This is a genomic window from Anaeromicrobium sp. (genome assembly GCF_025210435.1).
Lineage (GTDB): Bacteria > Bacillota > Clostridia > Peptostreptococcales > Thermotaleaceae > Anaeromicrobium.
Map to the genome: position 1 here is coordinate 1 of NZ_JAOART010000029.1, position 26,778 is coordinate 26,778.

Genomic DNA, 26,778 nt, shown 5'->3' on the forward strand with positions numbered 1-26,778 from the left:
ATGTGAGCCTATTTCAGGAAAATATATTGAAAATCTTTTCCACCCAAGTCCTTGTCACAAGCGAAAGCGTGAATCTTCGTAGATAGGTTCATGTGTCATGTTGGAGTAGCATAAGATGTTGTGACGTTCCAGGGTTCCAAAGATTTTCAATATATTTTCCCTTATAGGCAAGTTACTGTATAAAACAAATTTAAAACCAATAAATCTATATTATATAACATTCTGTGTATGTTTAATATGATTTTATACATAAATATTGAAAAAATAAGCAAGTTGGGCCTATTCATCCCACACCTAAAGGAGTGGGCTTTCTAGCCGTATAATGCTGTAATATCTTCAATTATTTTCATATATTTCCTAATAAATATGTTTAATGGAGATTATATGAAGGCCATAAGGCTTCTAGCCTTATTTGTTTTAACTGGACCTGTTGCCGCCAATATTTATAATAGACCTAATAAAAAAAGTAGATAATAAAATCATCTACTTTTTCTCTATCTATAAAACTATAGTCTTTAATCCTCTTATAATCAATGTTTTCTTAAATAACCCCTTAGTAGTTATCTCACCATTACCCTCATGGGTTATATGAGGTGATACATATATATGTACATTATTAACCTCATATCTTTTATAATCATCTAAATTAACTTCATCATTTTTTCCTATCTTTACACACGGTAAAATGAATGTGCTTTTACATCATCCATTTCCTGATTCACGTTTTTCCATCTCAATTCGTAAAAATTCCACCTTGTTCTTTTCAATATAATTTAACGCTTTTTCTGTAATAGTCAAATTCATATGATCACTCCATTGCTACCTTTCAAATCCATATTTTTCAAATATCTCTAGACCTTCTTCTCCCATTATATATTTGTATAAAGCTAGCACTTCTTTATCCTTCCCCAGTATACAAGCTCCATACTCAGCTTTTACGTTATATTCCTTTGGAATTTCTATAATACTAACTTTATCCTTTATGTCCTTAGTAAGATCTGATGTATATACAAAGGCTCCGTCTGCTTCTTTTAATAGGACCTTGGCTAAAACTTGTTTTACATTATTTTCACGGGATGCTATGTTATCTAAAACCTTTTTCCCATATGAATCTTCATATTTAGAATCTAGTTTATGAATAACCTCTAGGGCATAAGCACCTGCTGGTACTTCCTTTTGTCCTATAACTATATTACAAGGTTTAGTTAAATCTTCTAAAGACTTTATTTTTCCATCTTTAGGGGTAACAAATATCATTGTATTTTTCACAAATTCAGATCCATTATTAGATAATCCCTGTTCTACTAATGCCTTAGGGTGTTTTTTATTGGCAGATAAATAGATATGTGCATCTACACCCTTTTCTATTTGAACCCTTAATCTACTTGAACTATCTAAATTAAGTACTATATTCACATTAGGCTTTTCCTTTTCATAAGTTTCCTTTATTTCATTCATACTCTCTGTTAAAGATGATGCTGCAAATACTATTATGTCTTTTTTTTCAACACTTTTACCACAGGCAGTTAATCCTATTACTAATATACATGATACTATTATGCATATTATCCTTTTCCTCATTTCAAGGTTCATCTCCTCATCTTAGGCATATCCAATTGCAAAATTCTACTTAAGTACTGAAATTTCATCTCCTGTCTTAACATTTCCACCTTTTATTACCCTAACAAAGATCCCTTCCCTAGGCATGATACAATCTCCCACTGCATGATATATCTGACAATGGTGGTGACACTCTTTTCCTATTTGTGTTACTTCTAATAGGGCATCATTTACTGTAAGCTTAGTTCCCACAGGTAAAGATGATAAATCTATTCCTGAAACTACTAGATTCTCTCCAAAATCTCCGTCTACAACTTGTACTCCTTTGGCTTTAAAATCCTCTATCTTTTCATAGGATAATAAACTCACTTGTCTATGCCAATTTCCACCATGAGCATCATTTTTCAGTCCAAAATTTTCTATTAACTCACATTCCTTAATATCCTTCTTTTGTGTTCCCTTTTTCTCACTTATACATACGGCCATTATCTTTCCCATTTTTTACCCTCCTATTTGAGACATTAGTCTATTATCTTGGTCTTCACTATTTTCATTAAAATGATGTCTATCTGGTTTATTTTCCACTGCCTCTCTTATTATATATCCAAGTTCATGGTCATCTATTTTGCTTCTAAGCAACTGTCTTAAATCAATTCCCCTTTTAGAGTGTAGGCATAACTTTAAAAATCCTTCTGATGTAATTCGTATTCTATTACACTCCTGGCAAAATTCATGACTCATGGCACTGATAAATCCGATTCTGCCTTTAGCTCCATTAGTCTTATAATACTTAGCAGGACCTGCTCCCTTTTTACTGTATACAGGATAAAGATTCCTATTTCTTTTTATTATTTCCTTTATTTCATCATTTGAAGTAGGCGTATAATCTTTTCCTTCACCAATAGGCATTAATTCTATAAAGCGTACATCTATATCATATTTTTCTACTAGATTTACAAACTCTTCAATTTCTTCATAATTTAATTCCTTAATAATTACAGTATTTACTTTTATTCTTTTAAATCCCTTTTTCACACCCAAATCTATTGCTTCTAGGACTTTATGTAATCCATCTCTTCTAGTTATACTTTTATATTTATCACAATTAAAAGTATCTAAACTTATATTGATTCTATCAAGGCCTGCCTCATATAGCTGATCCATGTAATCTAATAATAGTATTCCATTAGTAGTAAGACATACTTCTTCTATACCCTCTATATCTTTTATCCTTTTAATAAAGGGGATAATTCCCTTTCTCACAAGGGGTTCACCACCAGTTATCCTCACCTTTTTAATTCCTAAGTTAGTAGTTTCTTTAATTACCCTATATAACTCATCAAAAGACAGTATGTCATCATGAGCAACCTGCTCTATACCATTCTCTGGCATACAATAGACACATCTTAGATTACATCTATCTGTTATAGATACTCTCAAGTATTCAATTTGCCTACCCATTTTATCTAACATAGCATTCACTCTTCCTATCTTTTAATAATCTTATGAACTATTAAATCAACTAATCCAATTGAATCATTAATGTCATAAGTCCTAACCCCTTCTATTTTAATATCCATATCACTAGCTACAGCTATTAATTCTTCTGATGAGCAAATATTTTTTGTAGAGCGTTCACTTCTAACTACTTCTATCTTAGGTTTATTAGCTCTTTTAAACCCTTCACATATTATTATATCCATATCCTTATGAAGGTTTATTAATTCATCTAATGACCATTCCTTTTCTACTTTTTTTATCATGGCCATCCTATCGGGTGAAGATATTATTACAGAATCAGCTCCTGCCTGAGCATGTTTCCAAGTATCCTTCCCTGGTTTATCCATATTAAATCCATGGACATCATGTTTAATCGTTCCAACCTTGTAGTTTCTCTTTTTTAATTCTCTTAACAATTTTTCTACTAAAGTGGTTTTTCCCACATTAGATTTTCCAACTACACATACAATTGGTGTACTCATTTTTTAGTCCTCCTTAATAAGCATTTATACTCACTAGGAGTATTTACATTCATAAAAATATTTTCATATTTTTCTGGTATCTGAATATATCCAACTGATACATGCTTATATAGTTCCTTAACTTTGTATATCTCATTTTTAATGCACTCTTCTATTGTACTTATTATGCTCTTTTTATATATGGCACATAAGGGTTGTTCATATGTACCTATTACAGGAACTATAACATCATAGTCTCCCTGAATATTTCCTAGGAAATTTAAAAAATCCCTATTTAAATTTGGCATGTCACAGGCCACTATTAAATTCTTCTCATATGTGGCATTTTTAAGACCTGCGTGGATTCCAGCTAATGGCCCTTTACTTTCTAAAATATCTGAACAAACAAAAGCATTTAAAGCTCTATACTTATGTGGATCATTAGAAATTATTATACGCTCTTTGTAATCACAAGTTTCCTTTAATATCTTTTCCATGAAAGTATCTTTTCCTATTTTCAAAAAGGCCTTGTCTTCATAATTCATCCTTCTACTTTGTCCACCTGCTAAGATTATAGCTCCTTTTTTTATCATAAAACCACCTTTAAGTCATATATTTTTTAAATCCGAACTTTACTATAAATAATACTAGTAAGGATAAGAAAACTAATATTACAGCAATAGATAAGGATAAATCTGTTCCCTTTTCCATGGCACTATATATGGCCAAAGGAAGAGTTTGAGTCCTTCCCATTAAATTCCCTGCAAACATTATAGTTGCTCCAAATTCAGCCAAAGCCCTTGCCCAGGCTAAAATACTTCCTGTTATAATGGATACATAGGATAAGGGCAAGGTAATTCTCATAAAAACTTGCCAGGGTTTGTCTCCTAAAGTTGCTGCTGCTAACTCCAAATCCCTATCCACCTTTAATATTCCAGATTTCACAGTTTTAATAAAAAGGGGTAATGCCACAAATATTTGAGCTATTACTACTGCCCAAAAGGTAAATGGCAATTTAATTCCCCATCTGTATAGTTCCTTTCCTATATAGCCATTTCTCCCAAAGGTTATTAAAAGTAACAATCCTGATACGGCAGGAGGTAACACTAAGGGCAATTCTATTAACGTATCTATAATTTTCTTTCCATAGAAATTTTCTCTAGCTAAAATATACGCACTAGGAATACCTAACATAATTATTATAATTAGGGAAATACTAGTACTTTTAAAACTCACTTTAATAGCATCTATTACTAAGGGATTATTCAATTCCTGTATTCCCCTCTTAATATAAGTAACAAATAATATTAAAATAGGACTGAGTATGAAAGTAATACTTATTAAAAAACATATGGTTAATATTATTTTTATTAATTTACTTTTCATTAATGAAGGTTCCACTTTTACCACCAGTCTTTTTATACAGATGAATATTACTTATGGTCATTTTCTTATCTACTGCCTTACACATGTCATATATGGTAAGTGCTGCTGCTGATACCATGGTTAGTGCTTCCATTTCAACTCCTGTTTTACCAGTAGTTTTAACTATCCCTACAATTTCTATGGCATTTTCTTCTTCAATTATATTAAAGTCCACTTGACTTTTAGCTATCATAAGGGGATGGCACATGGGAATAATATTGTGAGTTTGTTTTGCAGCCATTATTCCTGCTACCCTTGCCACACCTAATACATCACCCTTTCCCATTTCTCCATTTTTAATTAGGTTCAGGGTTTCTTTTTCCATAATAACTTTACCCTTTGCAATAGCTTCTCTTGATGTGTCTTTCTTTTCACTCACATCTACCATTATGGCTTTTCCATCCTTGTCAAAATGAGTTAATTTATTTTCCACCTTAAATCTCCCTTTCTATAATAATATTATTTCCACTTCTTCTCCCTTTTTAAGGGACTTTGTTCCCGATGGTATATCTATTAGGCAATTACAATTTAAGGAGGAACTTAAAACCCCAGAAGATTGAGTTTTGTTACTTAAATCTACTAAAGTTTTTTCTTTTGTCTCTGTACATATGCCCCTTAGAAATCTTCTTCTCATACTCCCTTTATTAAATTCATCATTGAAATAAGCTTTTTTTCTATTTAAACATATGTGGTTAATATTAGTAAGCTTACTTATATAATCCCTAACTAGTACTTCAAAGGTAATACTAGCCGCTGCTGGATTTCCCGATAAGCTTATTATGAGCTTTTTATCTAATTCACTACATAAAACAGGAGTACCAGGTTTTATGTCTATTTTCCAGAACAATATATTGGCTCCCATTTTTTCTAATACACTTTTTATTAAATCCTTTTTCCCAACGGATGCTCCACCAGTGGTAATTAGAAAATCTACCTTATCTAAGGATTTTTTAATTTCTTCTTCCATTTCCTTTTCACAATCTTTTCCCATATTTAATACTATAGGTTCTGTATATAATTCCTTTAATCTCATGGATAAAGTATATAAATTGCTATTATATATTTTACCTGTAGGTAAACTTTGCCCTAATTCTATTAGTTCATCTCCCGTAGTTAAAAGTCCCACTTTAGGTCTTTTATATACCTTTACCTTATCTATTCCAAGGCTAGCTAATATGCCTATTTTTATGTGATTCAAAAATGAACCCTTTTTAATAATTAAGGTTCCCCTTTTAACATCTTCCCCTTCATAACAATAGTTACTAAAGGGTTTTAATTCTTTATATATATTAACAAGGTCCTTACCTTCATTAGTATCTTCTTGCCTAATAACACAATTGGCCCCTTCTGGTATGGGTGCCCCCGTCATAATTCTTATGGCTTGGCCCTTTTTTACAATTTTCTTTGTATATTCTCCTGCACATATTTCATCTATCACATTTAAGGTTATGGGACTATCCTTAGTGGCTCCCTTAGAATCTTCTCCCCTTAGAGCATATCCGTCAAGGGGAGATCTATTAAAGGGTGGCTGATTTATTGGAGCATATATATCTTCTCCTAATACCCTTTCATGGGAATCAATTAGACTTATTATCTCTTTATCTAATGTTTTTATATACTCATTTATAATAGATTGGGCTTTTTCTAATTTAATCATTTGTAACACTTAAACTAACACCCCTTACCAAAACTACATGCTGGATAAGTACATATATCACATTCAAGGCATAGACCACCATGACCATATGCAGCCAAATCCTCTTTTTTAATTCTTTCACCTACTAATACTCTTGGTAATACTAAATCAAATACAGTAGTTTTAGCATACATAACGCACCCTGGTAATCCTAAAATAGGAGTATTACCCTTATATGATATTAAAAACATGGCCCCTGGAAGTACTGGTGCTCCATAGGATATGATTTCTCCTCCCACCTTTTTGATTCCCGTAGGCGTAGTATCATCAGGATCTACAGACATACCTCCTGTACAGACTATCATATCTGCACCCTTATCTATAAGTTCTTCTATATTTTTTGCTATAAGATCACTATCATCATTCACTATCCTTTGTTCTATAACCTCTGAACCATAGGATTCTATTTTTCCCTTTATAACGGGACCAAATTTATCTTTAATTCTTCCATAATATACTTCATTTCCTGTAGTAACTACCCCCACCTTTAACTTTTTATAGGGTAGTACTTCTATAAAAGTATTTTTAGGAATACTTTCGGCTTCTACTATTTTTTTTTCATCTATAACTAGGGGAATAACCCTAGTCCCCGCTAGCTTATCTCCTCTTTTCACAGGAGTATTATTATGTCTTGTTGCTAACATTATTTCCTCTAATTTGTTAACTTCATATAAAATACTAGTGTCTATTTTAAGCAAACCATCATATTTAGCTATAAAATTTATCTTTCCCTCTTTCACCTCACTAAAATCAATACCAGCACCTGCACTCATTTTAGCTAATCTATGGGCAGCATCATCTTCATGAAGATAACCTTCCTTATTTTCCCATACATATAAGTTGTCCTTACCTAGGGATAGTAAAACTGGAATATCTTCCTTTGTTACCACATGACCCTTCTTAAAAGCTCTATCTTTAATTTTTCCCGGTATAATTTGAGTTATGTCATGGCACAATACATGGCCCACTGCTTCATGAACAGAAATCTTTTTCATAATCTTCCCCTCCATTTACTTTCTATTTCAAATAATCTTTCATACTAACACAAAAGCCCTTATTGGCAAAAAGACAATAAGGGCATACTAAATAAGACCTTATCTCCTTTCCAAAAGGTGGGAGGCCTATTTGTTTCCAAATAAACCCTGTGAACTATAAAGTTCAGGCCATATTTCCATAGTCATATCCTTAGGAACATAGGGCTCGGAGAATATATTTATTTATCATTTATTTTATATGCACAATTAAATATTCCTTGTCCATATAATATATTAATGTTTTTCCTAATCTATTCCTCTCTTAATACTAACACTCAGATTTTTTTCAGTCAACTAGTATAATTATATTCATAAATAGTCTAAAAAATCAAATAAAATTTCAAACCATTTACCAATATAATTATATTTAAGGCATATTCAAAAAATAAATTAGTCATTTCAATGGTTATTTGGATTATTTTCTTCGTTATGGAATCGCTCACATATGTTTAATATGCTCACTCACCATGCCTTGAAAATAATCCAAATCCCTCAGGGACCTGACTAGTTTATTTTTTTCATATGCCTTAAAGGAGACGGTTATCATAATCAATAACCGCCTTCCCATTTAATTATGCAACTTTCTTTGCCACATTGTCTTCTTTTGGTACAAATATTCCCATATATCCTAATACAATAGAAATTAATGGATTAATCCAACAAAGTAGTGCAAATGGAGCTAATTTTAAAGTGTCCACCCCAAGTGTTCCTGCCATGAAAGCACCACATGTTGTCCAAGGAATAATAGGACCAACTAATGTGGAACCTTCTTCTAATATACGGCTTAGTAAGGAACGTCTTAAGCCCTTATCCGTGTAAGCATCTTTAAATAAACTTCCATTTAATATAATAGCTAAGTAAACTTCACTCGTTGCAGCACAACCTACAATTGTACTTATCATGGTTACAAGCATTAATCCAGCATTAGATTTAACATTTAATAATATTTTTTCAATTAATACAGTTAAGAACTCTGCCTTTTCTAATACTCCACCTAAACATAGAGCTATAAATGCAAGGGAGAATGTCCACATCATACCTTGGATTCCACCTCTTAATAAAAGTTTATCCACAATGGCAATACCTGTAGCTTGAGTATATCCATAGTTAAGAGCATCCATAGCAGATACAATAGATACCTTTTGGAAAATAACTGCTGTAGCACTTCCTAAGAAAGTTCCTATAGTTAATGCTGGTACTGATGGCACCTTCATTAAACTAAGTACTATAACTACTAATATAGGTAATAATACAATTGGGTTTAAGTTAAAAGTTTTTTCTAGAGTTTCTTGTAAAATTACAACATCTTGAGAAGTCATGTTACTTGATGCAGTATATTTAAATCCTAAGAAAGTAAATCCTGCTAATGATATTAAAGTTGCTGGGATCGTAGTATAACTCATAGCCTTAATATGGTCATACATGTCACACTCAGCAGATGCAGCTGCTAGGATTGTTGTATCTGACATGGGAGACATTTTATCTCCAAAGGCAGCTCCTGATATTACCATACCTGCAATAGCTGGTGCTGGAATACCAAGTCCCATTCCCATACCCATCATAGCTAAACCTACAGTACCTGCTGTTCCCCAAGAAGTACCTGTGGCAAATGATGTAATACAACATACAATAAATCCTGCTGGTAAGAAAAACTTAGGATTTAAGAATTTTAGCCCATAATAGATCAACGCTGGTACTGTACCTGCACTAATCCATGATCCTATTATGGTACCAATTAAGATAAATATAAGCATGGCTACCATGGCTTTTTTAACACTATCTGCCATACCATCAAATATTTCATCCAAGGTAAATCCTGCACTCTTAGCCATAAAACAAGTATAAATAAGTCCTAAACTTAGTAATATGTGGATATCCATTTTAAATGCTAATATACCAATAACTAATATACCCACAACCCCTAAAAATGTACTTAGGGAAGCACCAAATGATGGTCTTTTAACTTCATTTGTCATTTTGTTATCCTCCTTAATAGTTTGTTATTTTTCTAACTAATTATTTTATTATACAGGGGCAATTAGGAAATTAAGTTTACCCTATATGACCAATTACCCCTTTTATTTAATTATTTACTTTTCAACCTTTTCGATCTTAACCTCAACAGATTTCATAAGTGGGAATCCATCTATTGGGTCAAATCTATCATCATGGGTAAGAATATTTACATTTGACTCTCTCCAACCATGGGTTATTTGAGTAACCCCTTCGTTAATTTCTTTCTCATGCATAACCTTAACTGGTATCTCAATAGAACCAATTGTTGAAGTTACCTTTACCACATGTCCGTCTACTACGTCTAATCTCTTAGCATCTGCTGGATGTAATTCTATCTCAGGAGTTGGCATGGCAGATTTTAATCTTGCAAAGTTTCTGTTTCTTCCATGATAATACATTACCTTTCTAGCTCCAGTAATAAGTACAAATGGATATTCCTCTGACTTATCTGTCATATAAGTTGGTGGAATATACTCTGCAATTTCTTGGTATCCTAAATCTTTTAGATACTCTGATGTAAATTCTAATTTTCCACTTGGAGTATTAAATGCCTTCTTACCATTTGCTACATTTTGTTCATGCTTATGGTAAGTTTTTTCTGCATATTTATATCCACCTGGTGCGGCAGCAATTTCTTCTAGTGTTACCCCACTATCAGAAACTAACCATTCATTTAATTTATCTTCATTCTCCCATGGGAAATACTCTCCTGCACCTAGTCTATGGGCTAGATCATGTAAGAATTGATATTCATCTTGTATTCCTTCTTCTGGCTCAATAATTTTCTTTGTAAGACCCATTACCTGGAATCCACCATGTCCATGAAGTTCTGATCTTTCTAAGTAAGATGCTGCTGGTAGTATATAGTGGGCAAGTTCTGCCGTTTCTGACATGAATAACTCACGTACTACTAATAATTCTAAAGATTTTAAAGCTTCAGTTACCTTATTAGCATTAGGATTAGTCATAACTGGGTTTGCTCCTGCTATGATCATTCCCTTTAGTGGATATGGATCTTCACTTAGAATAGTATCCATAGCAACCATAGTGTGGCACTCTTGTCTAAAATCATATAATACAGGGAATCTATCTCTACCAATAGGACCTTCTTCAATTAAAGGTAATTCATGATATAGTGTTAATTCCTTAAGTGGGAATCCTGTTGGTAGGAAGTTACCTCCCTTAGCATCTACAGATCCTAATAATCCATCAAAGTATGCCACTGCGCGAATATTGTTAATTCCATTTTCATGGTGCTCAAGACCATTTCCAACGTAGTTAATTACAGCAGGTGCATTATTCCACATAGCCTCAGCTATTTCTTTAACTAAAGAACTATCAATTCCAGTTTCCTTAGCCACATACTCAGGAGTAAACTTAGCTGCATATTCTTTAACTTTTTCAAATCCCATTGTGAATTTTTCAACAAAATCCTTATCATACCATCCATTTTCAATTAGCTCTCTCATAACTCCCCAAGCTAATGCTCCATCTGTACCTGGCTTAACTTGTGCAAAAATGTCAGCTTGACGACCTATAGCAGATAATCTAGAGTCTATAACTATAAGCTTAGCACCATTATCTCTAGCATGGTTGATTTGTTGCATCATATTAGGATGGGCATGGGGTGGATTAGCTCCCCAAGTTACAATACACTTAGAATTAATGAATTCTGGTTGAGACCCCCATCTTCCATAAACTAATGAATATCCAATCCATCTACCAACAAAACACTCTGAATCATTAGAAAAATAGTTAGGAGATCCTATAGCATGTATAAATCTACGGAAGTTTTCCTCTTGTTGAGCAAAACCAATGGCTTCACCCTTCCAAACACTCATAGTTCTCTTTCCATACTTAGCTTGGATTTCTTTAGTTTTAGCCGCAATCTCATCCAGTGCTTGCTCTAGAGAAATTTCTTCCCAACCATTTTCTGTTCTCTTAAGGGGTTTTCTTATTCTATCTGGAGCATTATTTAAATCAACTCCAGCTCTACCCTTAATACAAAGTCTCCCCTTATTCCAAACATGGTCTTTGTTTCCATCTATATCTACCACTTTTCCGTTTTCCACATACACGTTGATTCCACAATGGTCATCACACATACGGCAAAGAGTTTGATGTACTTGTCTATTTTCCATGATTACTTACCTCCTTGCCCTTTGTCTTCTACGATAGCCTTTTTAACTTGTCCATCAAATTGTTTTCTTTTAAATTTAAACGCTTCTTCTGTCTCTTCAAATTGTAACGCACCTGCTATACAGTGTTTCACACAATTAGGTTCTTTATCACCACATAAGTCACATTTTCTTGACACTTTGTTAGTCTTATCAAAGTGAATATTTCCATAAGGACAGGCTAACATACACATTTTACATCCTGCACAACGTTCCTTATCTATAACTACTGCACCAGTTTTTTCATCTCTACTTATGGCAGCTGCTGGACAGACTTCTAAACACCAAGCCTCTTCACAATGAACACAAGTCATAGGAATACAGGCTACCTCTTCTATATAATAATTTACTTTAATATTTGAATCTTCACTTTTACACATACCTGTTCTATTAAATGAACAAGCATATTCACAGTTACGACATCCTACGCATTTCTTTGGATCCATAGTAACTATACGCATAGTTTTAACCTCCCTTATTAACTAAAACTTAAAAGCACTATTTGACTTTGCTATTTTTAATTGTAATTGTGCTCCTAATTTTTCAGGATTACATTCAATCTTTTGTTTCTTTCTTATGATAGGTCTTATTTTACCTAAAAATGGTACCATTCTTGAACTACCAGCCACAGTAGCACCAACTACATAGCCGTCCTCGTAAACTACCTTCATGTAACCGCCAAGTTCTTCACTTTCATAAGTCCAAACTTGATCTCCTTCACCATCATTAAATCTTCCCATAGATGCAACAGTTATGTTAAACATTTCTGTAACGTTCATGTTAAGACTTCCCTTATATGAAAGTTTCTTTCCAGCCATATTTGCTCCTGCTATATTACCCATTTCAATAGCAGTAGGCCATAGGGCGTGGATTACATTCTTTTCTCCAAAGGCAGTAGGACCTTGAGCAACATCACCAGCTGAATATATATCTTCCACATTTGTCATCATATATTCATCAACTAAAATACCCCTGTCAACTTCTACTGAAGTACCATCTAATAGTTGGGTATTAGCTCTTACACCAGTTCCCACAATTATAATATCTACCTCAAAAGGCTCACCATCTTTTATATGTATTCTAAATGTATTATCCTCAAGCCTCTCTACTTTTTCTGTTAAAGTATTAACACTTAAGTCCACACCTAATTCAACAATTTTTCTCCTCAGAGCTTCTGCTCCCTTTTCATCTAGCACCCTTGGCATTATTCTAGGAGCTAACTCTATAATCTTTACATCTAATTTCTTTACTAAAGCTGCCCATGCTGCCTGTAAAGATACGAACCCTGAACCCAAAACTAAAACTCTTTTATTTTCCTTAAATAATGGTTCTATCCTATGAACATCTTCAAGGGTCCACATGTTATAAATTCCTTCACCTTCTAATCCTTGAATTGGAGGCATCATAGCTGAAGATCCTGTTCCTATTAATAGTTTGTCAAATTCAATCTTACTACCATCATCAAGGCTTATAATTTTCTTTTTTTCATCCACATTTGTTACATGCCCATTTATAAAATTTGCATTGTATTTATCATAGTATTCTTCACTTCTTATGAAAAAAGTATTATAGTCTATTTTACCCCTTAAATAATATGGGAGTAATACTCTTGAATAAGGTACTTTACTTTCTTTAGATACTATAGTAACTGAACTATTTTGGTCATACTTTCTGAATGTCTCTAGTGCCTTTAGTCCAGCTGCACTGTTGCCGATTATAACAACATGCATATTTTCACCTCCCTTAGAATTGGCTTGTTCTGTCTATTAGAACATTATTCTAGTTTTGAACCTGGTATAGAATAACACCTGTGCAGAAAAATGTCAATACTTGTCGCAAAAAAATAATTGCAACTTTATTCTACAATTATTTCATCCTTTTTTTCCAAAGGTATTCCTATAAACCAAAACTTTTCCATTGAGTGTTTACTAAAATCACAAAAAAATATACAATAAGGCATATAAAAAGAATATAGGGAGGGATTTAATGTTTAGTGTAGGCATAATAACATGTAGTGATAAGGGTGCTGCTGGAAAAAGGGAAGACTTAAGTGGCAAAGTTATTAGGAAAATTGTAGAAAGAAAGGGCTATGAAGTTAAAAAATACGTAGTTTTGCCTGATGAATTAAAGAAGCTATCAAGTGAAATGATACATATGAGTGATGATTTAAACTTAAATCTAATATTAACTACAGGGGGTACAGGCTTTAGCCAAAGGGATGTTACTCCTGAGGCTACAGAAAAGGTCATCACAAGAAAAACACCTGGAATTAGCGAAGCCATCAGATATTATAGTTTGTCCATAACAAGGAGAGCCATGTTATCTCGTGCCACATCAGGTATTAGAAATAAGACCTTAATAATAAATTTACCTGGAAGTCCTAAGGCTGTAGAAGAATCCTTAGAATACATTATAGATTCTATCCATCATGGTCTAGAAATCCTTCTAGGAAAAACTGCTGAATGTGCTAGAAAATAAATTTGCCTAGGAAAATATGATTAATGGGGTTTTTTCATGATAAATATAAAAAAAATATTTAGTCACATTATTGGTAATATATACATACCTAAAGACATACTACATATTAATGATCCAATATTATTACATATTTCAGATACTCCTACTATCCTCTATGGACCCATAAAGAAATTAATTCATGAAATTAATCCAACTTATATAGTCCATACGGGTGATTTGGTAGACAATATTAAATTAGAATTTTATCCATCTAAAATAGATTCCTATTCTTCTTCTTTACCTAGATTAATTGAAATACTAGAATCATCCAAAGCCAAGGAAATCTATATAGGGTTGGGAAATCATGATAAAAAAGAAGTGGTTCAAGACCTTTGTAACAGATCAATATTAATAGATTCTTGTTCTAAAGTTAATATAGGAGGTATTAGTATGAACATAAGCCATTATCCTAATAAAGTTACTTTAGATCCAGGAACCTTTAACTTATTTGGTCACAATGTGGATATGAAAACTCATAAAAAAAATGGTAATATATTTTTAAATGGTATAACAGGAATAAATATTATCAATTTGAATAATCTAGACATTCACATTTTATCCTATCCATGGGGAACTGATGACGTTAGAATGAGAAAATCTAGAATAGGTTTTTAAGGGGGATATGTATGCTTTCAATAGTTAGAAGTGGTCCAAAGACCTTAGTAATTGAAACTAGTAATTTAAAAGAATTTTATCACTATTTAAAAGATGACCTAATGGGAGTTTCTTATGATAGGGATACGGCATCCACACTGGCTGATGATAATTCTTCTATCATATTTTTAACTACCAAAATGACGGCTGTTGTTAAAGTGGCTGATGTGGATCATGTATTATTAATTCCTAAAGAAATAGAAAAGGTTCTAAGTACAATCATCATTCATAATAAAAACCATCTTATAACAAATCTGAGAATTGCACCTAAAATAATAATGATGAAATATCTAGGAGATGTGGAAAAATCTATAGAAAGTATTTCTAAAGACTATAATGGAATCATTGGAACTTTTGACGATATTATGGAAACCCATGCTAATGGAGTGGTTGTTTCCTTTACAAAGGAAAATTTATCCCATCCTGTTAGTTTATCTAATATATATGAAAAAGCCATATATATTAAAGGAAACTTTAATGAAATATTAAAGAGCTTACATAAAAAGTCCTTAAAATATTTAAATATAGGAATGGAAAATAGGGATTGGTATGAACTTACCATTAAAATATACGATTCCTATGGACAGTATAAGTTACACTACGAAAGACTCCTTCATATAATAGAAAATTTAGAATTGGGCCTAATATTAGGGGAATCCTGGGGAACAGATGCAGCCACTATTTTTTACACTGTAGGTATATATCGTGTGAGGCTAGTAACTTTTTATCCACCAGAGTACATAAAAAAAATACTTCTTGGTTTAGAATATTTAGAAGATGGATCTCGTATAGTGGATCTAGATCTATTTTATAAAAGGAAAAAGGTTCATTGGACAGAAGTTAGAACTAAGGACATGAAGAAAAAAACTGATTTAAGTAAAAGATTCAGAGGAGAAGTTTTAGATAAATTAGAAGAATTTCATAAAAATATTTTATCTGAATATGAAAATAAAATATTGGAAAATACCTATTAAGCTAAAGGTGGATGCCTTAAAATGATTTAAAAATCAGTTTAAGAGATCCACCCTTTTTATTAATATATTTTATTTACTTTCTATTTAATACTAAGTTAAGAACAATTCCTGTTATAGCCGCTAAGCTTAGACCTTGTATTTTAACTGTATCAGTTAGTGTTATAGCTAGAGATACTCCAAATTGCTTTTCTATATAAGCTCCACCTAATCCCATGATTATGATTGTTCCCATAATTATTAGGTTCTTTGTATTTAATTTTACTTCTTCATTCTTTATTGTCTTAACTCCTACTAGGGCAATCATACTAAATAGTATTAAACTAATTCCTCCCATTACTGGTACTGGAATACTTCTTAAGAATCCGCCTACCTTTGAAATAAATCCTAATGCCACTGCTAATACGGCTGCTAATCTTAAAATTGACGGGTCATAGTTTTTAGTTAATGCTAATACTCCTGTGTTTTCTCCATAAGTTGTATTAGCTGGTCCTCCAATGAATCCTGCAAATAATGTTGCAAGTCCATCTCCAAGTAATGTTCTATTAAGACCTGGGTCTTGAATAAAGTTTTTCCCTACTACTTGACCATTTGTAGTTATATCTCCCACATGTTCCATAAATACTGCTATTACTATAGGAGCAATTACTGATATGGCACCCATATGAAATTTAGGTAGAGTAAAATTAGGTATCATTACGAATTTAGAATCTAATATTAAACTTGTATCCACAATTCCCATGGCTAGAGAAATTCCATATCCACTTAATACGGCTATTAGTATGCTACATTGTTTTACCATTCCTTTGCCTTTAAATCTTATTATTAATGATATGGCTAGAGTTGTAGCTGCTATGATTAAATTGCTTTTTGCCATACCGAATGCTACTGGAACTAAGTTAAGTCCTATAACCATAATCATAGGTCCTACTACCACAGGAGGTAGAAAATACTTAATCTTTTCAACTCCAATTTTTCTTACTAGAAAGGACATGGCCACATATAAAAATCCAGCAACTATTATTCCACCTTGTGCATAGGCCAAATCACCATTGAACATTTCTCTTACTGTTATTATTCCTGAAATAAATGCAAAGGACGAACCTAAAAATACTGGTACCTTTCCTTTAGTTGTTAAGTGGAATATTAAAGTTCCACACCCTGCCGCAACTAGGGCCACTGATGGATCTAAACCTGTTAACATTGGTACTAGCACAGTTGCACCAAACATGGCTATTAGATGTTGTAATGCTAGTATTATTTTTTTCAGGTCTATACTTGCCCCCTCTTTTTTTATTGCCTTTGACATTCTTAAAGTATTTTCTGACATAAAAAAACCTCCCTTTTTTAGTTACCTTTAAAAAGGAGAATTTCCATTCTCCCCTTTTCAGCCTCACAGGACTGAATTAAAAGGCTAGATTCGATTTTCTAATTTCTTTAAAATTTCATATAAAAAAACTTCTTACATTTTGGCAAGAAGTTTATAGCATAAAAAATCATAGAAAAATTCTATGTTTACCATATAACCCTTGCCAATCTCACAGGATTGATTTAAAGACTATTTCTAATTCTGTATTATATCACTTATTTAAATTAAAATCAATACTGTAGTAAAGACTTTTTTGAAAAAAGATGTTATAATGTATAAGGTATCCTGTAGATACAAACTTAATTTTCAAGGGAGAGTTTTTTATGAACAATACAAATGAAATGGTAAAATACGTGAAATTAAATGATGACAAGAAAATAGAAATATGTGTAGATGAATCTTTTACAATATTTTTACAAGATCCTACCATAGTAACTATGATTGAACAAAGTTGTAAATCTTTATTAGAAAATAAGTTCATGGACTTACATATAAATGATAACATTTCATTTATTAAAGTCCAACCTGGAACTGAAAAAGAGTCTTTAGAAGTGGTTAATAATGAATTAATTAATGGAATTCAAATGGCCATGGCATTTTTGTCACAAATGGGTACTGATAGCTTAGGATAATTTCCTAAGCTTTATCCTATTGGGAATAAAATTAACATATCCATGTACATATGCTATAATGAGGTGTAAGTGTGTCATATTTTAATAGGGATCTTTATAAGATTGTGCTTCTTATTTTAGGAGGGATTTAATGTCTGATAATAACAACAACGCAGAGAAAAGGCGTTCCAATAAAAAGAAAGGTAAGAAAAAGAAAAAATTTAGTTTTTTTAAGATATTTATACTAATTACCTTTTTATGTGGTTTTATAGGGACTGGAATAGTTGGAGGAATGGTTTATGCCGTTATTAAATCCACACCAGAAGTTGACTTTTCTCAAATGGGAACACTACTAAATGAAAATTCATTCATATTAGATGATAAGGGTGAGTTAGTAGAAAAGGTAAAAAGTGATAGTTTAAGAACAATAGTAAAATATGATAAGATTCCTAAAGATGTGATAAATGCATTTTTGGCCATAGAAGATAGATCCTTCTTTGAGCATAAAGGTATTAATCCAAAGAGAATTGTTGGGGCTTTTATAGAAAATGTAAAAGCTGGTGCGGCTGTCCAAGGTGGTAGTACTATAACTCAACAATTAGTTAAAAACTTATACTTAACAAACGAAAAAAGTTTAGACAGAAAAATAAAAGAAGCCTATTATTCCATAAAAATGGATAACGAACTTACTAAAGAGCAAATTTTAGAAGCATACTTAAACACAGCCTATTTAGGTGGAGGAGCTAAAGGAGTTCAAGGAGCATCCTACTTCTATTTCTCAAAGGACGTATCAGAACTAGATTTAGCTGAATCTGCATTAATAGCAGGGATAACTAAAAACCCATCTAAGTATTCTCCATTAAAAACATTAAAAAAGGAAGATGTGGACCCTAAAAAACATATAGTCTTAGATGATAGTGATCAATTATATACTATAGTTTATGATGATAGATATAGACCAAGACAAGAATTGGTTTTATCCATAATGAAAAGCGAAGGCATGATTACACCAGAGGCATATGATAAAGCCATGTCTGAAGATATGGCTACCCATCTTAAACCTGGAAAATCTAGCACCTTTGGTATATCATCATATTTTACTGACAAAGTAAAATACGATGTGATAGAATCTTTACAAAAACAGCTTAATGTATCTGCTGAAGAAGCAAGTGACATGCTCTATAACAAGGGCCTTAGGATTTATACTACTTTAGATGTTAATATGCAAAAAACTGTTGAAGCTGAGTACAAAAAAAGTTCTAACTTCCCATCATTAGTATCTAGGAAAAATTCTGCTGGAGATATATTAGCTAAAAATGGAAGAGTATTACTTTATAAAAAAGGAAATTTAATAAATTCATCTAATGAATTGGTTATTCCTAAGACTGATTACACTTATGATCCTAATGGAAATTTAGTGTTAAATAAAAATAAAAGATTTAACTTCTATCCATCTAAAAAGGATGGACAGGTAGTAGATATAGTAGTTAGGCTAAAGGATGCATATCGTTTGGAAAATGGAAAGGAATACTTAATTCTAAAGGGAGGAAATTTAAATATCCCTGCTGAGTTTAAATCCTTTGATTCCAATAATAATTTAGTAATAAAGAGTTCCTTCTTCACTTCATATGGAGATTTTGCTAAAAAAGATGGACGTGGGAATCTATTATTATCTAAAAAATATTATTATTTAAGTGATAAGGGCGCTATTCAACCTCAATCGGCCATGGTAATAATGGATTATCACACAGGACATATTAAAGCTTTAGTTGGAGGTAGAGATATAAAGGGACAAAAACTTTATAATAGAGCTTTAAATCCTAGACCACCTGGATCTTCCATAAAACCTATTGGAGTTTACACACCAGCCATAGACAATGGCTTCACAGCAGCAAGCATAATTGATGATATACCACATTATGAAAATGGTAAAATGTGGCCTAAAAACTGGTATAGGGATAGATTTAAAGGCTTATCTAGTATAAAAAGAGCTTTACAACTTTCAATGAATGTAGTTGCCGTTAAAGTTGGTGAACAAGTGGGAGTTAATACAAGTGTAGATTACTTAAAGAAAATGGGAATATCTACAATAGTAGAAAAGGGACCCTATAACGATATGAACTTAGCTGCCGTTGCCTTAGGTGGTATGACAAAGGGTATTAGTCCACTAGAACTTACTGCTGCCTATGGGACTTTAGCCAATGAAGGTGTTTATATACAACCCGTATCCTTTACTAAGATAACTGATAAGGATGGTAATATAGTAATTGAAAATGTACCTACTAAAAATCGTGTTGTTTCACCTCAGGTATCATTTATTATGACGGATATGCTAAAAAGTGTTGTATCTTGGGGAACGGCAACTCGTGCTAAATTTGAACCTTCAAATAGTAACATTCCTGTAGCAGGAAAGACAGGTACTACTTCAAACAATTATGATGCCTGGTTTGCAGGATATACCCCATATTATGTAGGTGCCGTTTGGATAGGTAATGATACACAGATGAAATTAAATCAAGGTAGTTCTGTAAGTACTAAGCTTTGGCAAAATGTTATGAGTAAGATTCATAAAAACTTGCCTCATAAGAACTTTAAAAAACCCGATGGCATTGTTTCAGTAGCTGTGGATACAGTATCTGGAAAATTACCAACAGAGTTAAGCTATAGAGATCCTCAACTAGGAGAAAAATCTGTAAAATATGAATATTTCATTTCAGGAACTCAACCTACTGAATATGATGAAATTCACGTGGAGTTAGAGGTTGATACTTCTACTAATAAGTTAGCTGGACCTAATTGTCCTCCTACTTTAATAGAAAAGAGAGTATTCAGAAGAAGAACTATTCCTTACATACCAGAAAACAACAATGGAATAGTCCCTACAGATTATATTTATGAAGCACCAACAGCCACATGTGATGTTCATTTAGTTCCAGAAAATAATGACTCCATATTCAATGATATAATCTTCCCCCTTATGGGAGACGATAATAATAATAATAACAATAATAATGATGAAGTAATTCCACCAGATGGAGTTACCGTATCTGAATAAAAGAAGGAGACTTTTGAAAGTCTCCTTTTCTCATTCTACCTTTTCATCCTACATGGTATATCCATTTTTCTTTAATATTTCTTCCATGGCCTTTGTAACTATAGGGGAACCTATTTCCACATTATCTCGCCCGTGCATTTTTCCTATGTCCCCTACACCTACAATTATCGGAATATTATTACATTTATCTATAATATCTACCGTATCTCCGTAAAGTATATTATCATTAGTTTTATCACCTTGTTTATCTACTGCCCCCCTATATATTTGCCCTTGACTAGTTACTGAGAAATCAACTTTTACTCCTTCCACCCCTGGAGTATTTGCTGCCACTGCCACAACACCTAATATTTCTATATCAGGATGATTTGCCAGCTCATATAATGCCATCTCACCTTGGGCAGTACCTGAATCTCCCATATCATCAACCATAACTACTACAGGATCATGTTTTGCAGTTTTTACTAAATTAACTATCTCATTACCTGTAATGGGCGTTGGGTTTCCACCTGAACGAGATATGCACCTACCTCCTACATTTCTTGCTGCTTCCTCCACTGCCCTTTGGGCCACTGAATCACCATCAGTTACTAATATTACCTTTCTTTTTTTATCCATAGTATACTACCTCTCTTAACTATTTTTTAGCTTTAGGTGTAAATATAACTGCCATGAGATAACCAAAGACTATGGCAGCCGCAACACCTCCTGCAGTGGCTTGAACACCTCCAGTAAATGCTCCTAATATTCCCTTTTCACTTGTTGCCTTTATGGCACCTTTGGCCAAGGCATATCCAAAACCTGGTAGCGGAACAGTTGCTCCTGATCCTCCAAAATCTACTAAGGGATCATAAATACCTATTCCTCCTAATATTACTCCCGATGTTACAAATACCACTAAAATATGAGAAGGAGTAAGTTTTGTACCATCCATTAGTAATTGTCCAATTACGCAAATTGCTCCCCCTACTAGAAAAGCTCTCATATACTCCATAATTTCACCACCTTAAATTTCATTAGTAATAGACACAGCATGGGCAATTCCAGGTATGGTCTCACCCTGTTGACTACTAGTTGGTGATAGTAGGGCTCCTGTTGAAACTAATAATACTCTATTGTATTTCTTATTTAACATTTCATTATATATGTAACTACAAAAGACAGATGCAGAACAACCACAACCACTTCCTCCTGCATGGGTATCTTGTTTTTCACCATCAAATATTAATACTCCACAATCATTATATACATTTTTAACATTAAATCCCTCATCACCTAACATTTCTTCTGTAATCTCTTTCCCTATAATACCTAAATCTCCCGTTATTATTAAATCATAATCCTTTGGTCTTAATCCTGTATCATTAAAATGAGCACTTATAGTATCTACAGCTGCTGGGGCCATGGCAGCTCCCATGTTATTTGCATCCTTTATACCCAAATCCACTACTTTTCCCGTAGTAACATGACTTATTCTAGGACCACTGCCCTTACTAGAGAGTATGGCAGCTCCTGTTCCTGTCACAGTCCACTGGGCCGTTAATGCCCTTTGATTTCCATGTTCTAATGGATTTCTATATTGCCTTTCAGCTGAACAAAAATGACTAGATGTGACTGCCACTAAGTTATCTGCATAACCACCATCTATTAGCATGGCTCCAAGGGATAAGGATTCTGCCATGGTGGAACAGGCTCCATATAATCCAAAGAACGGAATTTGCAAGGCCCTAGCCGAAAAGGTAGCAGCCATTAATTGATTTAATAGATCACCTGCTAATAGATATTCCAGATCCGTTGTCTCTAATTTCCCATTCTTTGCTGCTAGCTTTACACATTCCCTTTGCATTTTACTTTCACTCAATTCCCAGCTTTTTTCCCCATACAGATCATCCTGAAGAACCACGTGAAAATAATTTCCTAAAGGACCTTCTCCCTCCTTAGGACCCACTATACTTGAAGTTGAAATTATATAAGGTGGATTAATAAATTTTACCGTTTGATTTCCCATTTTCTTTACTGCCAACTTACTAGCCTCCTTATTTAGAGAATATGAAATGAAGTAAACCTACAATAACAGAACTTCCAAAACCATATACCAAAACTGGTCCTGCCACATTAAACATTTTTGCACCAACTCCAAATACGTATCCTTCACGTTTAAATTCCATGGCTGGTGATACTATAGAATTAGAAAATCCAGTTATAGGCACTATTGATCCAGCTCCAGCTACCTTACCTAGTCTGTCGTAGAGTCCTAGACCTGTGAAAAATGCTCCTAGAAAAACTAAGGTAATGGACGTTGCCGTTGATGCATCCATTTTATCTAGGCCTAAGCCCTTATACAAATTATATATAAATTGTCCTAGTGTACATATGAGACCACCTACTATAAATGCCCATATACAATTTTTGAGATATGTTGGTTTTGGGCTCTTGGCCTCCACATATGCCACATATTCTTCTTTCTTATTAATGGGTGGGTTTTGTTTTTTCTTATTGGTCCTTTGTTTTTTCTTTGCCATTTTGTCCTCCTAATATTTCACTTCCCTTATTTTTACATCTATTTCTCTATGAAACATGCTATTTCTTATTTTTTCCATATTATTATTTTCTCTTTTTTCATATATTTCATTAAACATATTTTTATTAAATTTTAAAATAGTTCTTTCCATACATATATCACCCCTAGGATACTACATATAACCAATATAAGAAGGACCCTACTACTTTTCCAAATATCAAAGCATAAAAAACATATTTCTCATAGCCATGCAAATTAAAGGCTTTTACTATTATTGGTATTACATTTGTTATTTCTGTTAAGGCAGAAGCAAACAACCCCACATATAATCCCATAAGCAATCCAATTATCCCTAAGCCTATTGAAGAAATATTAAAATTTACATCTAATACATCTATTAGGACCATACTTACACCAGATATAATCATAGCGTATTCATATACTCTTATATATTTTTCAGTTTTAGTCAATTGTGCCAACCTTGGGACTATATCTAGTATAGTTATAAAAGCTATGAGAGCTGTTCCCACCACAATCCCTTCTGAAAAACCTATTATGCTACCTACTATGCTTGCAATCATATTATTTCACCTATTGTTTCTTTAGCTTACTTCTCATGAAATTATTCACTTTTTTTCTGTAGGAACTCATTTCCACTTCCATAGGACTTGGATCACTGCCATACTTATTGGGGACTATTTTGTTAAAAAATAATAACATTCCTACTCCTATTCCCAAAGAATAGGGTATTTGAATGATTAAGGGACGTTTCTCACGTACCCCTGTTAATATCTCATATACACGCATATGAACATTTTTCATACCTATATCTTCATGAAAATTCATAATGGCTAAGGATTCTCCTATGGCTAATATTATTATTACTATTAATACCCGTAGTAATAATAATATTTTAGATTCCTTCTTTTTTTTCTTAACTACGTTTATGAGAACCTGCTCATCATCTATAAAATGAATGTCCATATGGGGTATGTTTTTTAATATTTTATTAGCCACTTCTGTGGGTGAAATGACTTCATAAAAATCCTCCTGTATTATGCCTAATTTCATATCTTCTACTTTTTTTTTAATTTCTTCTTCCCCTACTACATGGGCCACATGTTTTATTTTTAATTCTGTTTCAAAATCTATCTCTATATTTTTTTTAAGTTGTATATATATCTTGCCCATATTCTTCTCCATACACTAATTTAGCCCTTGTAAATTTTACTTTAGGTCTTTTTAAATAAAAAAAAGCGGTTACGCCTAATAGTAGAATCAATCCTATGGAAACAAATCTTAGTTTTTTTTTCATATATTTTCACCTGCTTTAATTCTTTACTTTTATTATTCTCAATTATTCCCTTCCTAATTCAAAAAAAGACATGTTACCATGTCTTTTCTAATATATCTCTCATTTGTCCTAAAATCTTTTTTTCAATTCTAGATACTTGAACTTGAGATATTCCCAGCATCTGGGCTATTTCAGATTGAGTTTTATCCTTAAAATACCTAAGAATTATTATGGTCCTTTCACGAGATTTTAACTTTGATAATATCTCATTGAGGGCTAATCTATCTGTAACTTCACCTTCACCTTTTACCTTTTTTTCACTTATTTTATCTATTAAATGGACTGGTGAGCCCTCATCCTTGTGAATTACATCATAAAGATACTCTAGTTTTACATTGGCCTCTAGGGCAATTACAATATCTTCTTGTGAAATATCTAAGGATGCTGATATTTCACTTAAGGTTGGTTCCCTTCCCATTTCCTTTGACAAATGCTCCTTTGCCATTTTCACCTTAGCTGCCGTTTGCTTCATGGATCTACTCACTTTTATCATACCATCATCTCTTAAAAATCTCTTGATTTCACCTATTATCATGGGAACTGCATATGTTGAAAATCTAACATTGTAGTTAAAATCAAATTTTTCAATAGCCTTAACTAATCCTATACACCCTAATTGATACAAATCATCCTTATCATAACCCCGATTATTAAATCTCTTTATAACACTTCTTACTAATCCCAAATTGTTACTTACTAATGCGCTTTTAGCTTCCTCACTCCCCTGTTGTGCTTCCCTTATAAGCTCTAAAGTAGTCTCATGGTCAAATATTTTATTATGGTTATCTGAATAAGGCATACTCATATTATCTACCCCTTAATCTCGAGAACTTTTTATTTCTTTTGACATCCTTATTTTTGTACCCTTTCCAATTTGGGATTGAACCTCAACATAATCCATAAATGTTTCCATAACTGTAAATCCCATACCAGACCTTTCAAGCTCAGGCTTTGAAGTATACAGGGGTTCTCTCGCCTGTTCTATATTTTCAATACCCCTTCCAAAATCCTCTATTATAACTTCTAAAGTTTCTCCCTTTATGCTACATTCTATTACTATTTTTCCTAAATCCTCTAAATATCCATGAATTATAGAATTAGTAACGGCCTCTGATACGGCAGTTTTAATATCTGCTAACTCTTCTAGTGTAGGATCAAGTGGGGCTACAAAGGCAGCTACTACTACCCTAGCAAGGGATTCATTTTGGGATTTACTTAATATTTCTAGTCTCATATGATTATTATCTAGCAATTTATTCACTCCCCTATAAGTTTTCTAAGGCTTCTTCTTTAGTTTCATAGTATTTTATTATATTAAAAAGTCCTGACATTTTAAAAATTTTATGTACCCTATTATTTAAATTTATAACGCCAGCCTGTCCACCGTATTCTCTTATTTTTTTAAAACGTCCTATTACAACTCCAATACCAGAACTATCCATGAACTTCACTTTTTTAAAGTCAAATACTATATTTTTCACATTTTCTCTATTTATAGCTTTATCAATTTCCTCCCTAACTTCCTTTGCCGTATGATGGTCTAATTCACCATTTAAAGCCACCACTAAATTATTATTTATTTTTTCCATACTAGTTTCCAATCCTATTCCCCCCATTACTTGGTTTTACATATACTTCTTCAAAATCTTTCCTTTTCCCTTCAATGAAAATTGACTAGTATTGACTAGTTTTGTCCAAAAACAAAAGTATGGCCAAATCTAAAATGGTACCTTTGTCAAGGACAATCTAAAAAAAGAGATTAAGATGCTAAAAGATGATTTCTGTATTGTACAGGAGTCATCTTTTTTAAATTCCATTGATATCTATAATTATTATAATATTTTATATAATTATTTA

31 protein-coding genes and 1 riboswitch are annotated in these 26,778 nt (G+C 32.8%); of the genes, 5 read left to right on the forward strand and 26 right to left on the reverse strand.

What is annotated here, in order from left to right; all coding sequences use genetic code 11:
* Nucleotides 1–819: 819 nt before the first annotated feature.
* The 13 genes from modA to N4A57_RS03385 form a co-directional block, all read right to left on the reverse strand.
* Nucleotides 820–1,581, reverse strand: coding sequence for a molybdate ABC transporter substrate-binding protein (gene modA / locus N4A57_RS03325; RefSeq protein WP_293656134.1), 762 nt, complete (start codon nt 1,579–1,581; stop codon nt 820–822).
* Between the two features lie 45 nt (nt 1,582–1,626).
* Entirely contained in the window at nt 1,627–2,058 is a 432-nt protein-coding gene (locus tag N4A57_RS03330) for an MOSC domain-containing protein (protein ID WP_293656136.1), read from the reverse strand.
* Nucleotides 2,059–2,061: 3 nt separating this feature from the next.
* Nucleotides 2,062–3,033, reverse strand: a complete 972-nt coding sequence (gene moaA / locus N4A57_RS03335; protein ID WP_293656138.1) for a GTP 3',8-cyclase MoaA — start codon at nt 3,031–3,033, stop codon at nt 2,062–2,064.
* Between the two features lie 14 nt (nt 3,034–3,047).
* On the reverse strand, nt 3,048–3,542 hold the full coding sequence (mobB, locus tag N4A57_RS03340) for a molybdopterin-guanine dinucleotide biosynthesis protein B (RefSeq protein WP_293656140.1): 495 nt from the start codon (nt 3,540–3,542) through the stop codon (nt 3,048–3,050).
* On the reverse strand, nt 3,539–4,114 hold the full coding sequence (locus N4A57_RS03345) for a molybdenum cofactor guanylyltransferase (protein WP_293656142.1): 576 nt from the start codon (nt 4,112–4,114) through the stop codon (nt 3,539–3,541). Before N4A57_RS03345 ends, mobB begins: the two co-directional genes overlap by 4 nt.
* 10 nt (nt 4,115–4,124) lie before the next feature.
* Nucleotides 4,125–4,907: an ABC transporter permease gene (locus N4A57_RS03350; RefSeq protein WP_293656144.1), complete on the reverse strand. Its 783-nt coding sequence runs from the start codon at nt 4,905–4,907 to the stop codon at nt 4,125–4,127.
* Complete coding sequence (gene moaC, locus N4A57_RS03355) at nt 4,897–5,379, reverse strand: cyclic pyranopterin monophosphate synthase MoaC (RefSeq protein WP_293656146.1); 483 nt, start codon at nt 5,377–5,379, stop codon at nt 4,897–4,899. Before moaC ends, N4A57_RS03350 begins: the two co-directional genes overlap by 11 nt.
* Nucleotides 5,380–5,394: 15 nt before the next feature.
* Complete coding sequence (locus N4A57_RS03360) at nt 5,395–6,603, reverse strand: molybdopterin molybdotransferase MoeA (RefSeq protein ID WP_293656177.1); 1,209 nt, start codon at nt 6,601–6,603, stop codon at nt 5,395–5,397.
* 14 nt (nt 6,604–6,617) lie between these two features.
* Nucleotides 6,618–7,637, reverse strand: coding sequence for a molybdopterin-binding protein (locus N4A57_RS03365; RefSeq protein ID WP_293656148.1), 1,020 nt, complete (start codon nt 7,635–7,637; stop codon nt 6,618–6,620).
* Nucleotides 7,638–7,724: 87 nt separating this feature from the next.
* Nucleotides 7,725–7,860, reverse strand: a riboswitch (molybdenum cofactor riboswitch).
* 388 nt (nt 7,861–8,248) lie between these two features.
* Nucleotides 8,249–9,652 carry a Na+/H+ antiporter NhaC gene (gene nhaC / locus N4A57_RS03370; protein WP_293656149.1) on the reverse strand — a complete coding sequence of 468 codons (1,404 nt, stop codon included), beginning with the start codon at nt 9,650–9,652 and terminating at the stop codon, nt 8,249–8,251.
* A 114-nt stretch (nt 9,653–9,766) separates the two neighbouring features.
* Nucleotides 9,767–11,833: a molybdopterin-containing oxidoreductase family protein gene (locus N4A57_RS03375; protein ID WP_293656151.1), complete on the reverse strand. Its 2,067-nt coding sequence runs from the start codon at nt 11,831–11,833 to the stop codon at nt 9,767–9,769.
* Nucleotides 11,834–11,835: 2 nt separating this feature from the next.
* Nucleotides 11,836–12,330, reverse strand: coding sequence for a 4Fe-4S dicluster domain-containing protein (locus N4A57_RS03380; RefSeq protein ID WP_293656153.1), 495 nt, complete (start codon nt 12,328–12,330; stop codon nt 11,836–11,838).
* A gap of 21 nt (nt 12,331–12,351) precedes the next feature.
* Nucleotides 12,352–13,599 carry an NAD(P)/FAD-dependent oxidoreductase gene (locus tag N4A57_RS03385; RefSeq protein ID WP_293656155.1) on the reverse strand — a complete coding sequence of 416 codons (1,248 nt, stop codon included), beginning with the start codon at nt 13,597–13,599 and terminating at the stop codon, nt 12,352–12,354.
* Between the two features lie 256 nt (nt 13,600–13,855).
* On the opposite strand from N4A57_RS03385, the gene N4A57_RS03390 reads away from it, so the two are divergent.
* The 3 genes from N4A57_RS03390 to N4A57_RS03400 are packed head-to-tail and all read left to right on the forward strand — an operon-like array spanning nt 13,856 to nt 16,014.
* Nucleotides 13,856–14,347, forward strand: coding sequence for a MogA/MoaB family molybdenum cofactor biosynthesis protein (locus N4A57_RS03390; protein WP_293656156.1), 492 nt, complete (start codon nt 13,856–13,858; stop codon nt 14,345–14,347).
* A gap of 36 nt (nt 14,348–14,383) precedes the next feature.
* Nucleotides 14,384–15,001 (forward strand): metallophosphoesterase, encoded by a 618-nt coding sequence (locus N4A57_RS03395; RefSeq protein WP_293656158.1) that lies wholly within the window; start codon nt 14,384–14,386, stop codon nt 14,999–15,001.
* 11 nt (nt 15,002–15,012) lie between these two features.
* Complete coding sequence (locus tag N4A57_RS03400; protein WP_293656160.1) at nt 15,013–16,014, forward strand: hypothetical protein; 1,002 nt, start codon at nt 15,013–15,015, stop codon at nt 16,012–16,014.
* Nucleotides 16,015–16,087: 73 nt separating this feature from the next.
* Here N4A57_RS03400 and N4A57_RS03405 read toward each other — a convergent pair whose 3' ends face one another.
* Entirely contained in the window at nt 16,088–17,341 is a 1,254-nt protein-coding gene (locus tag N4A57_RS03405; RefSeq protein ID WP_293656162.1) for a uracil-xanthine permease family protein, read from the reverse strand.
* A gap of 362 nt (nt 17,342–17,703) precedes the next feature.
* Between N4A57_RS03405 and N4A57_RS03410 the strand changes: the two genes are divergently transcribed.
* A complete protein-coding gene (locus N4A57_RS03410; RefSeq protein ID WP_293656163.1) occupies nt 17,704–18,012 on the forward strand; it encodes a hypothetical protein in 309 nt (102 codons plus the stop codon).
* A 130-nt stretch (nt 18,013–18,142) separates the two neighbouring features.
* Complete coding sequence (locus tag N4A57_RS03415; RefSeq protein ID WP_293656164.1) at nt 18,143–21,046, forward strand: transglycosylase domain-containing protein; 2,904 nt, start codon at nt 18,143–18,145, stop codon at nt 21,044–21,046.
* A 48-nt stretch (nt 21,047–21,094) separates the two neighbouring features.
* Here the strand turns inward: N4A57_RS03415 and N4A57_RS03420 are convergent, their stop codons facing one another.
* The 12 genes from N4A57_RS03420 to N4A57_RS03475 all read right to left on the reverse strand — a co-directional run.
* Nucleotides 21,095–21,664, reverse strand: coding sequence for a stage V sporulation protein AE (locus N4A57_RS03420; protein WP_293656165.1), 570 nt, complete (start codon nt 21,662–21,664; stop codon nt 21,095–21,097).
* A gap of 19 nt (nt 21,665–21,683) precedes the next feature.
* The gene (spoVAE, locus tag N4A57_RS03425) at nt 21,684–22,040 is read right to left on the reverse strand and encodes a stage V sporulation protein AE (RefSeq protein ID WP_293656166.1); all 357 of its coding nucleotides are present in this window, start codon (nt 22,038–22,040) and stop codon (nt 21,684–21,686) included.
* A 12-nt stretch (nt 22,041–22,052) separates the two neighbouring features.
* On the reverse strand, nt 22,053–23,069 hold the full coding sequence (gene spoVAD / locus N4A57_RS03430; protein ID WP_293656167.1) for a stage V sporulation protein AD: 1,017 nt from the start codon (nt 23,067–23,069) through the stop codon (nt 22,053–22,055).
* Between the two features lie 13 nt (nt 23,070–23,082).
* Entirely contained in the window at nt 23,083–23,568 is a 486-nt protein-coding gene (gene spoVAC, locus N4A57_RS03435; RefSeq protein WP_293656168.1) for a stage V sporulation protein AC, read from the reverse strand.
* 9 nt (nt 23,569–23,577) lie between these two features.
* Nucleotides 23,578–23,718: a hypothetical protein gene (locus N4A57_RS03440; protein ID WP_293656170.1), complete on the reverse strand. Its 141-nt coding sequence runs from the start codon at nt 23,716–23,718 to the stop codon at nt 23,578–23,580.
* Between the two features lie 13 nt (nt 23,719–23,731).
* On the reverse strand, nt 23,732–24,148 hold the full coding sequence (locus N4A57_RS03445) for a stage V sporulation protein AB (protein WP_293656172.1): 417 nt from the start codon (nt 24,146–24,148) through the stop codon (nt 23,732–23,734).
* 10 nt (nt 24,149–24,158) lie between these two features.
* Nucleotides 24,159–24,758: a stage V sporulation protein AA gene (locus N4A57_RS03450; protein ID WP_293656174.1), complete on the reverse strand. Its 600-nt coding sequence runs from the start codon at nt 24,756–24,758 to the stop codon at nt 24,159–24,161.
* Complete coding sequence (locus tag N4A57_RS03455) at nt 24,733–24,882, reverse strand: hypothetical protein (protein WP_293656175.1); 150 nt, start codon at nt 24,880–24,882, stop codon at nt 24,733–24,735. The genes N4A57_RS03450 and N4A57_RS03455 overlap by 26 nt, the downstream gene beginning before the upstream one ends.
* A 73-nt stretch (nt 24,883–24,955) precedes the next feature.
* Nucleotides 24,956–25,726: an RNA polymerase sporulation sigma factor SigF gene (gene sigF / locus N4A57_RS03460; RefSeq protein WP_330671433.1), complete on the reverse strand. Its 771-nt coding sequence runs from the start codon at nt 25,724–25,726 to the stop codon at nt 24,956–24,958.
* Between the two features lie 12 nt (nt 25,727–25,738).
* On the reverse strand, nt 25,739–26,155 hold the full coding sequence (spoIIAB, locus tag N4A57_RS03465; protein ID WP_293656180.1) for an anti-sigma F factor: 417 nt from the start codon (nt 26,153–26,155) through the stop codon (nt 25,739–25,741).
* A 31-nt stretch (nt 26,156–26,186) separates the two neighbouring features.
* The gene (gene spoIIAA / locus N4A57_RS03470) at nt 26,187–26,522 is read right to left on the reverse strand and encodes an anti-sigma F factor antagonist (RefSeq protein ID WP_293656176.1); all 336 of its coding nucleotides are present in this window, start codon (nt 26,520–26,522) and stop codon (nt 26,187–26,189) included.
* 158 nt (nt 26,523–26,680) lie between these two features.
* On the reverse strand, nt 26,681–26,778 hold a 98-nt coding region (locus N4A57_RS03475; RefSeq protein WP_293656181.1), incomplete at its 5' end, for an IS3 family transposase.

What these genes read in the sequence shown, in the direction of transcription:
- modA (WP_293656134.1), bottom strand. Translation starts at nt 1,581, where the DNA reads ATGAGGAAAAGGATAATATGCATAATAGTATCATGTATATTAGTAATA.
- N4A57_RS03330 (WP_293656136.1), bottom strand. Translation starts at nt 2,058, where the DNA reads ATGGGAAAGATAATGGCCGTATGTATAAGTGAGAAAAAGGGAACACAA.
- moaA (WP_293656138.1), bottom strand. Translation starts at nt 3,033, where the DNA reads ATGTTAGATAAAATGGGTAGGCAAATTGAATACTTGAGAGTATCTATA.
- mobB (WP_293656140.1), bottom strand. Translation starts at nt 3,542, where the DNA reads ATGAGTACACCAATTGTATGTGTAGTTGGAAAATCTAATGTGGGAAAA.
- N4A57_RS03345 (WP_293656142.1), bottom strand. Translation starts at nt 4,114, where the DNA reads ATGATAAAAAAAGGAGCTATAATCTTAGCAGGTGGACAAAGTAGAAGG.
- N4A57_RS03350 (WP_293656144.1), bottom strand. Translation starts at nt 4,907, where the DNA reads ATGAAAAGTAAATTAATAAAAATAATATTAACCATATGTTTTTTAATA.
- N4A57_RS03360 (WP_293656177.1), bottom strand. Translation starts at nt 6,603, where the DNA reads ATGATTAAATTAGAAAAAGCCCAATCTATTATAAATGAGTATATAAAA.
- N4A57_RS03365 (WP_293656148.1), bottom strand. Translation starts at nt 7,637, where the DNA reads ATGAAAAAGATTTCTGTTCATGAAGCAGTGGGCCATGTATTGTGCCAT.
- nhaC (WP_293656149.1), bottom strand. Translation starts at nt 9,652, where the DNA reads ATGACAAATGAAGTTAAAAGACCATCATTTGGTGCTTCCCTAAGTACA.
- N4A57_RS03375 (WP_293656151.1), bottom strand. Translation starts at nt 11,833, where the DNA reads ATGGAAAATAGACAAGTACATCAAACTCTTTGCCGTATGTGTGATGAC.
- N4A57_RS03380 (WP_293656153.1), bottom strand. Translation starts at nt 12,330, where the DNA reads ATGCGTATAGTTACTATGGATCCAAAGAAATGCGTAGGATGTCGTAAC.
- N4A57_RS03385 (WP_293656155.1), bottom strand. Translation starts at nt 13,599, where the DNA reads ATGCATGTTGTTATAATCGGCAACAGTGCAGCTGGACTAAAGGCACTA.
- N4A57_RS03390 (WP_293656156.1), top strand. Translation starts at nt 13,856, where the DNA reads ATGTTTAGTGTAGGCATAATAACATGTAGTGATAAGGGTGCTGCTGGA.
- N4A57_RS03395 (WP_293656158.1), top strand. Translation starts at nt 14,384, where the DNA reads ATGATAAATATAAAAAAAATATTTAGTCACATTATTGGTAATATATAC.
- N4A57_RS03400 (WP_293656160.1), top strand. Translation starts at nt 15,013, where the DNA reads ATGCTTTCAATAGTTAGAAGTGGTCCAAAGACCTTAGTAATTGAAACT.
- N4A57_RS03405 (WP_293656162.1), bottom strand. Translation starts at nt 17,341, where the DNA reads ATGTCAGAAAATACTTTAAGAATGTCAAAGGCAATAAAAAAAGAGGGG.
- N4A57_RS03410 (WP_293656163.1), top strand. Translation starts at nt 17,704, where the DNA reads ATGAACAATACAAATGAAATGGTAAAATACGTGAAATTAAATGATGAC.
- N4A57_RS03415 (WP_293656164.1), top strand. Translation starts at nt 18,143, where the DNA reads ATGTCTGATAATAACAACAACGCAGAGAAAAGGCGTTCCAATAAAAAG.
- N4A57_RS03420 (WP_293656165.1), bottom strand. Translation starts at nt 21,664, where the DNA reads ATGGATAAAAAAAGAAAGGTAATATTAGTAACTGATGGTGATTCAGTG.
- spoVAE (WP_293656166.1), bottom strand. Translation starts at nt 22,040, where the DNA reads ATGGAGTATATGAGAGCTTTTCTAGTAGGGGGAGCAATTTGCGTAATT.
- spoVAC (WP_293656168.1), bottom strand. Translation starts at nt 23,568, where the DNA reads ATGGCAAAGAAAAAACAAAGGACCAATAAGAAAAAACAAAACCCACCC.
- N4A57_RS03440 (WP_293656170.1), bottom strand. Translation starts at nt 23,718, where the DNA reads ATGGAAAGAACTATTTTAAAATTTAATAAAAATATGTTTAATGAAATA.
- N4A57_RS03445 (WP_293656172.1), bottom strand. Translation starts at nt 24,148, where the DNA reads ATGATTGCAAGCATAGTAGGTAGCATAATAGGTTTTTCAGAAGGGATT.
- N4A57_RS03450 (WP_293656174.1), bottom strand. Translation starts at nt 24,758, where the DNA reads ATGGGCAAGATATATATACAACTTAAAAAAAATATAGAGATAGATTTT.
- N4A57_RS03455 (WP_293656175.1), bottom strand. Translation starts at nt 24,882, where the DNA reads ATGAAAAAAAAACTAAGATTTGTTTCCATAGGATTGATTCTACTATTA.
- sigF (WP_330671433.1), bottom strand. Translation starts at nt 25,726, where the DNA reads ATGAGTATGCCTTATTCAGATAACCATAATAAAATATTTGACCATGAG.
- spoIIAB (WP_293656180.1), bottom strand. Translation starts at nt 26,155, where the DNA reads ATGAGACTAGAAATATTAAGTAAATCCCAAAATGAATCCCTTGCTAGG.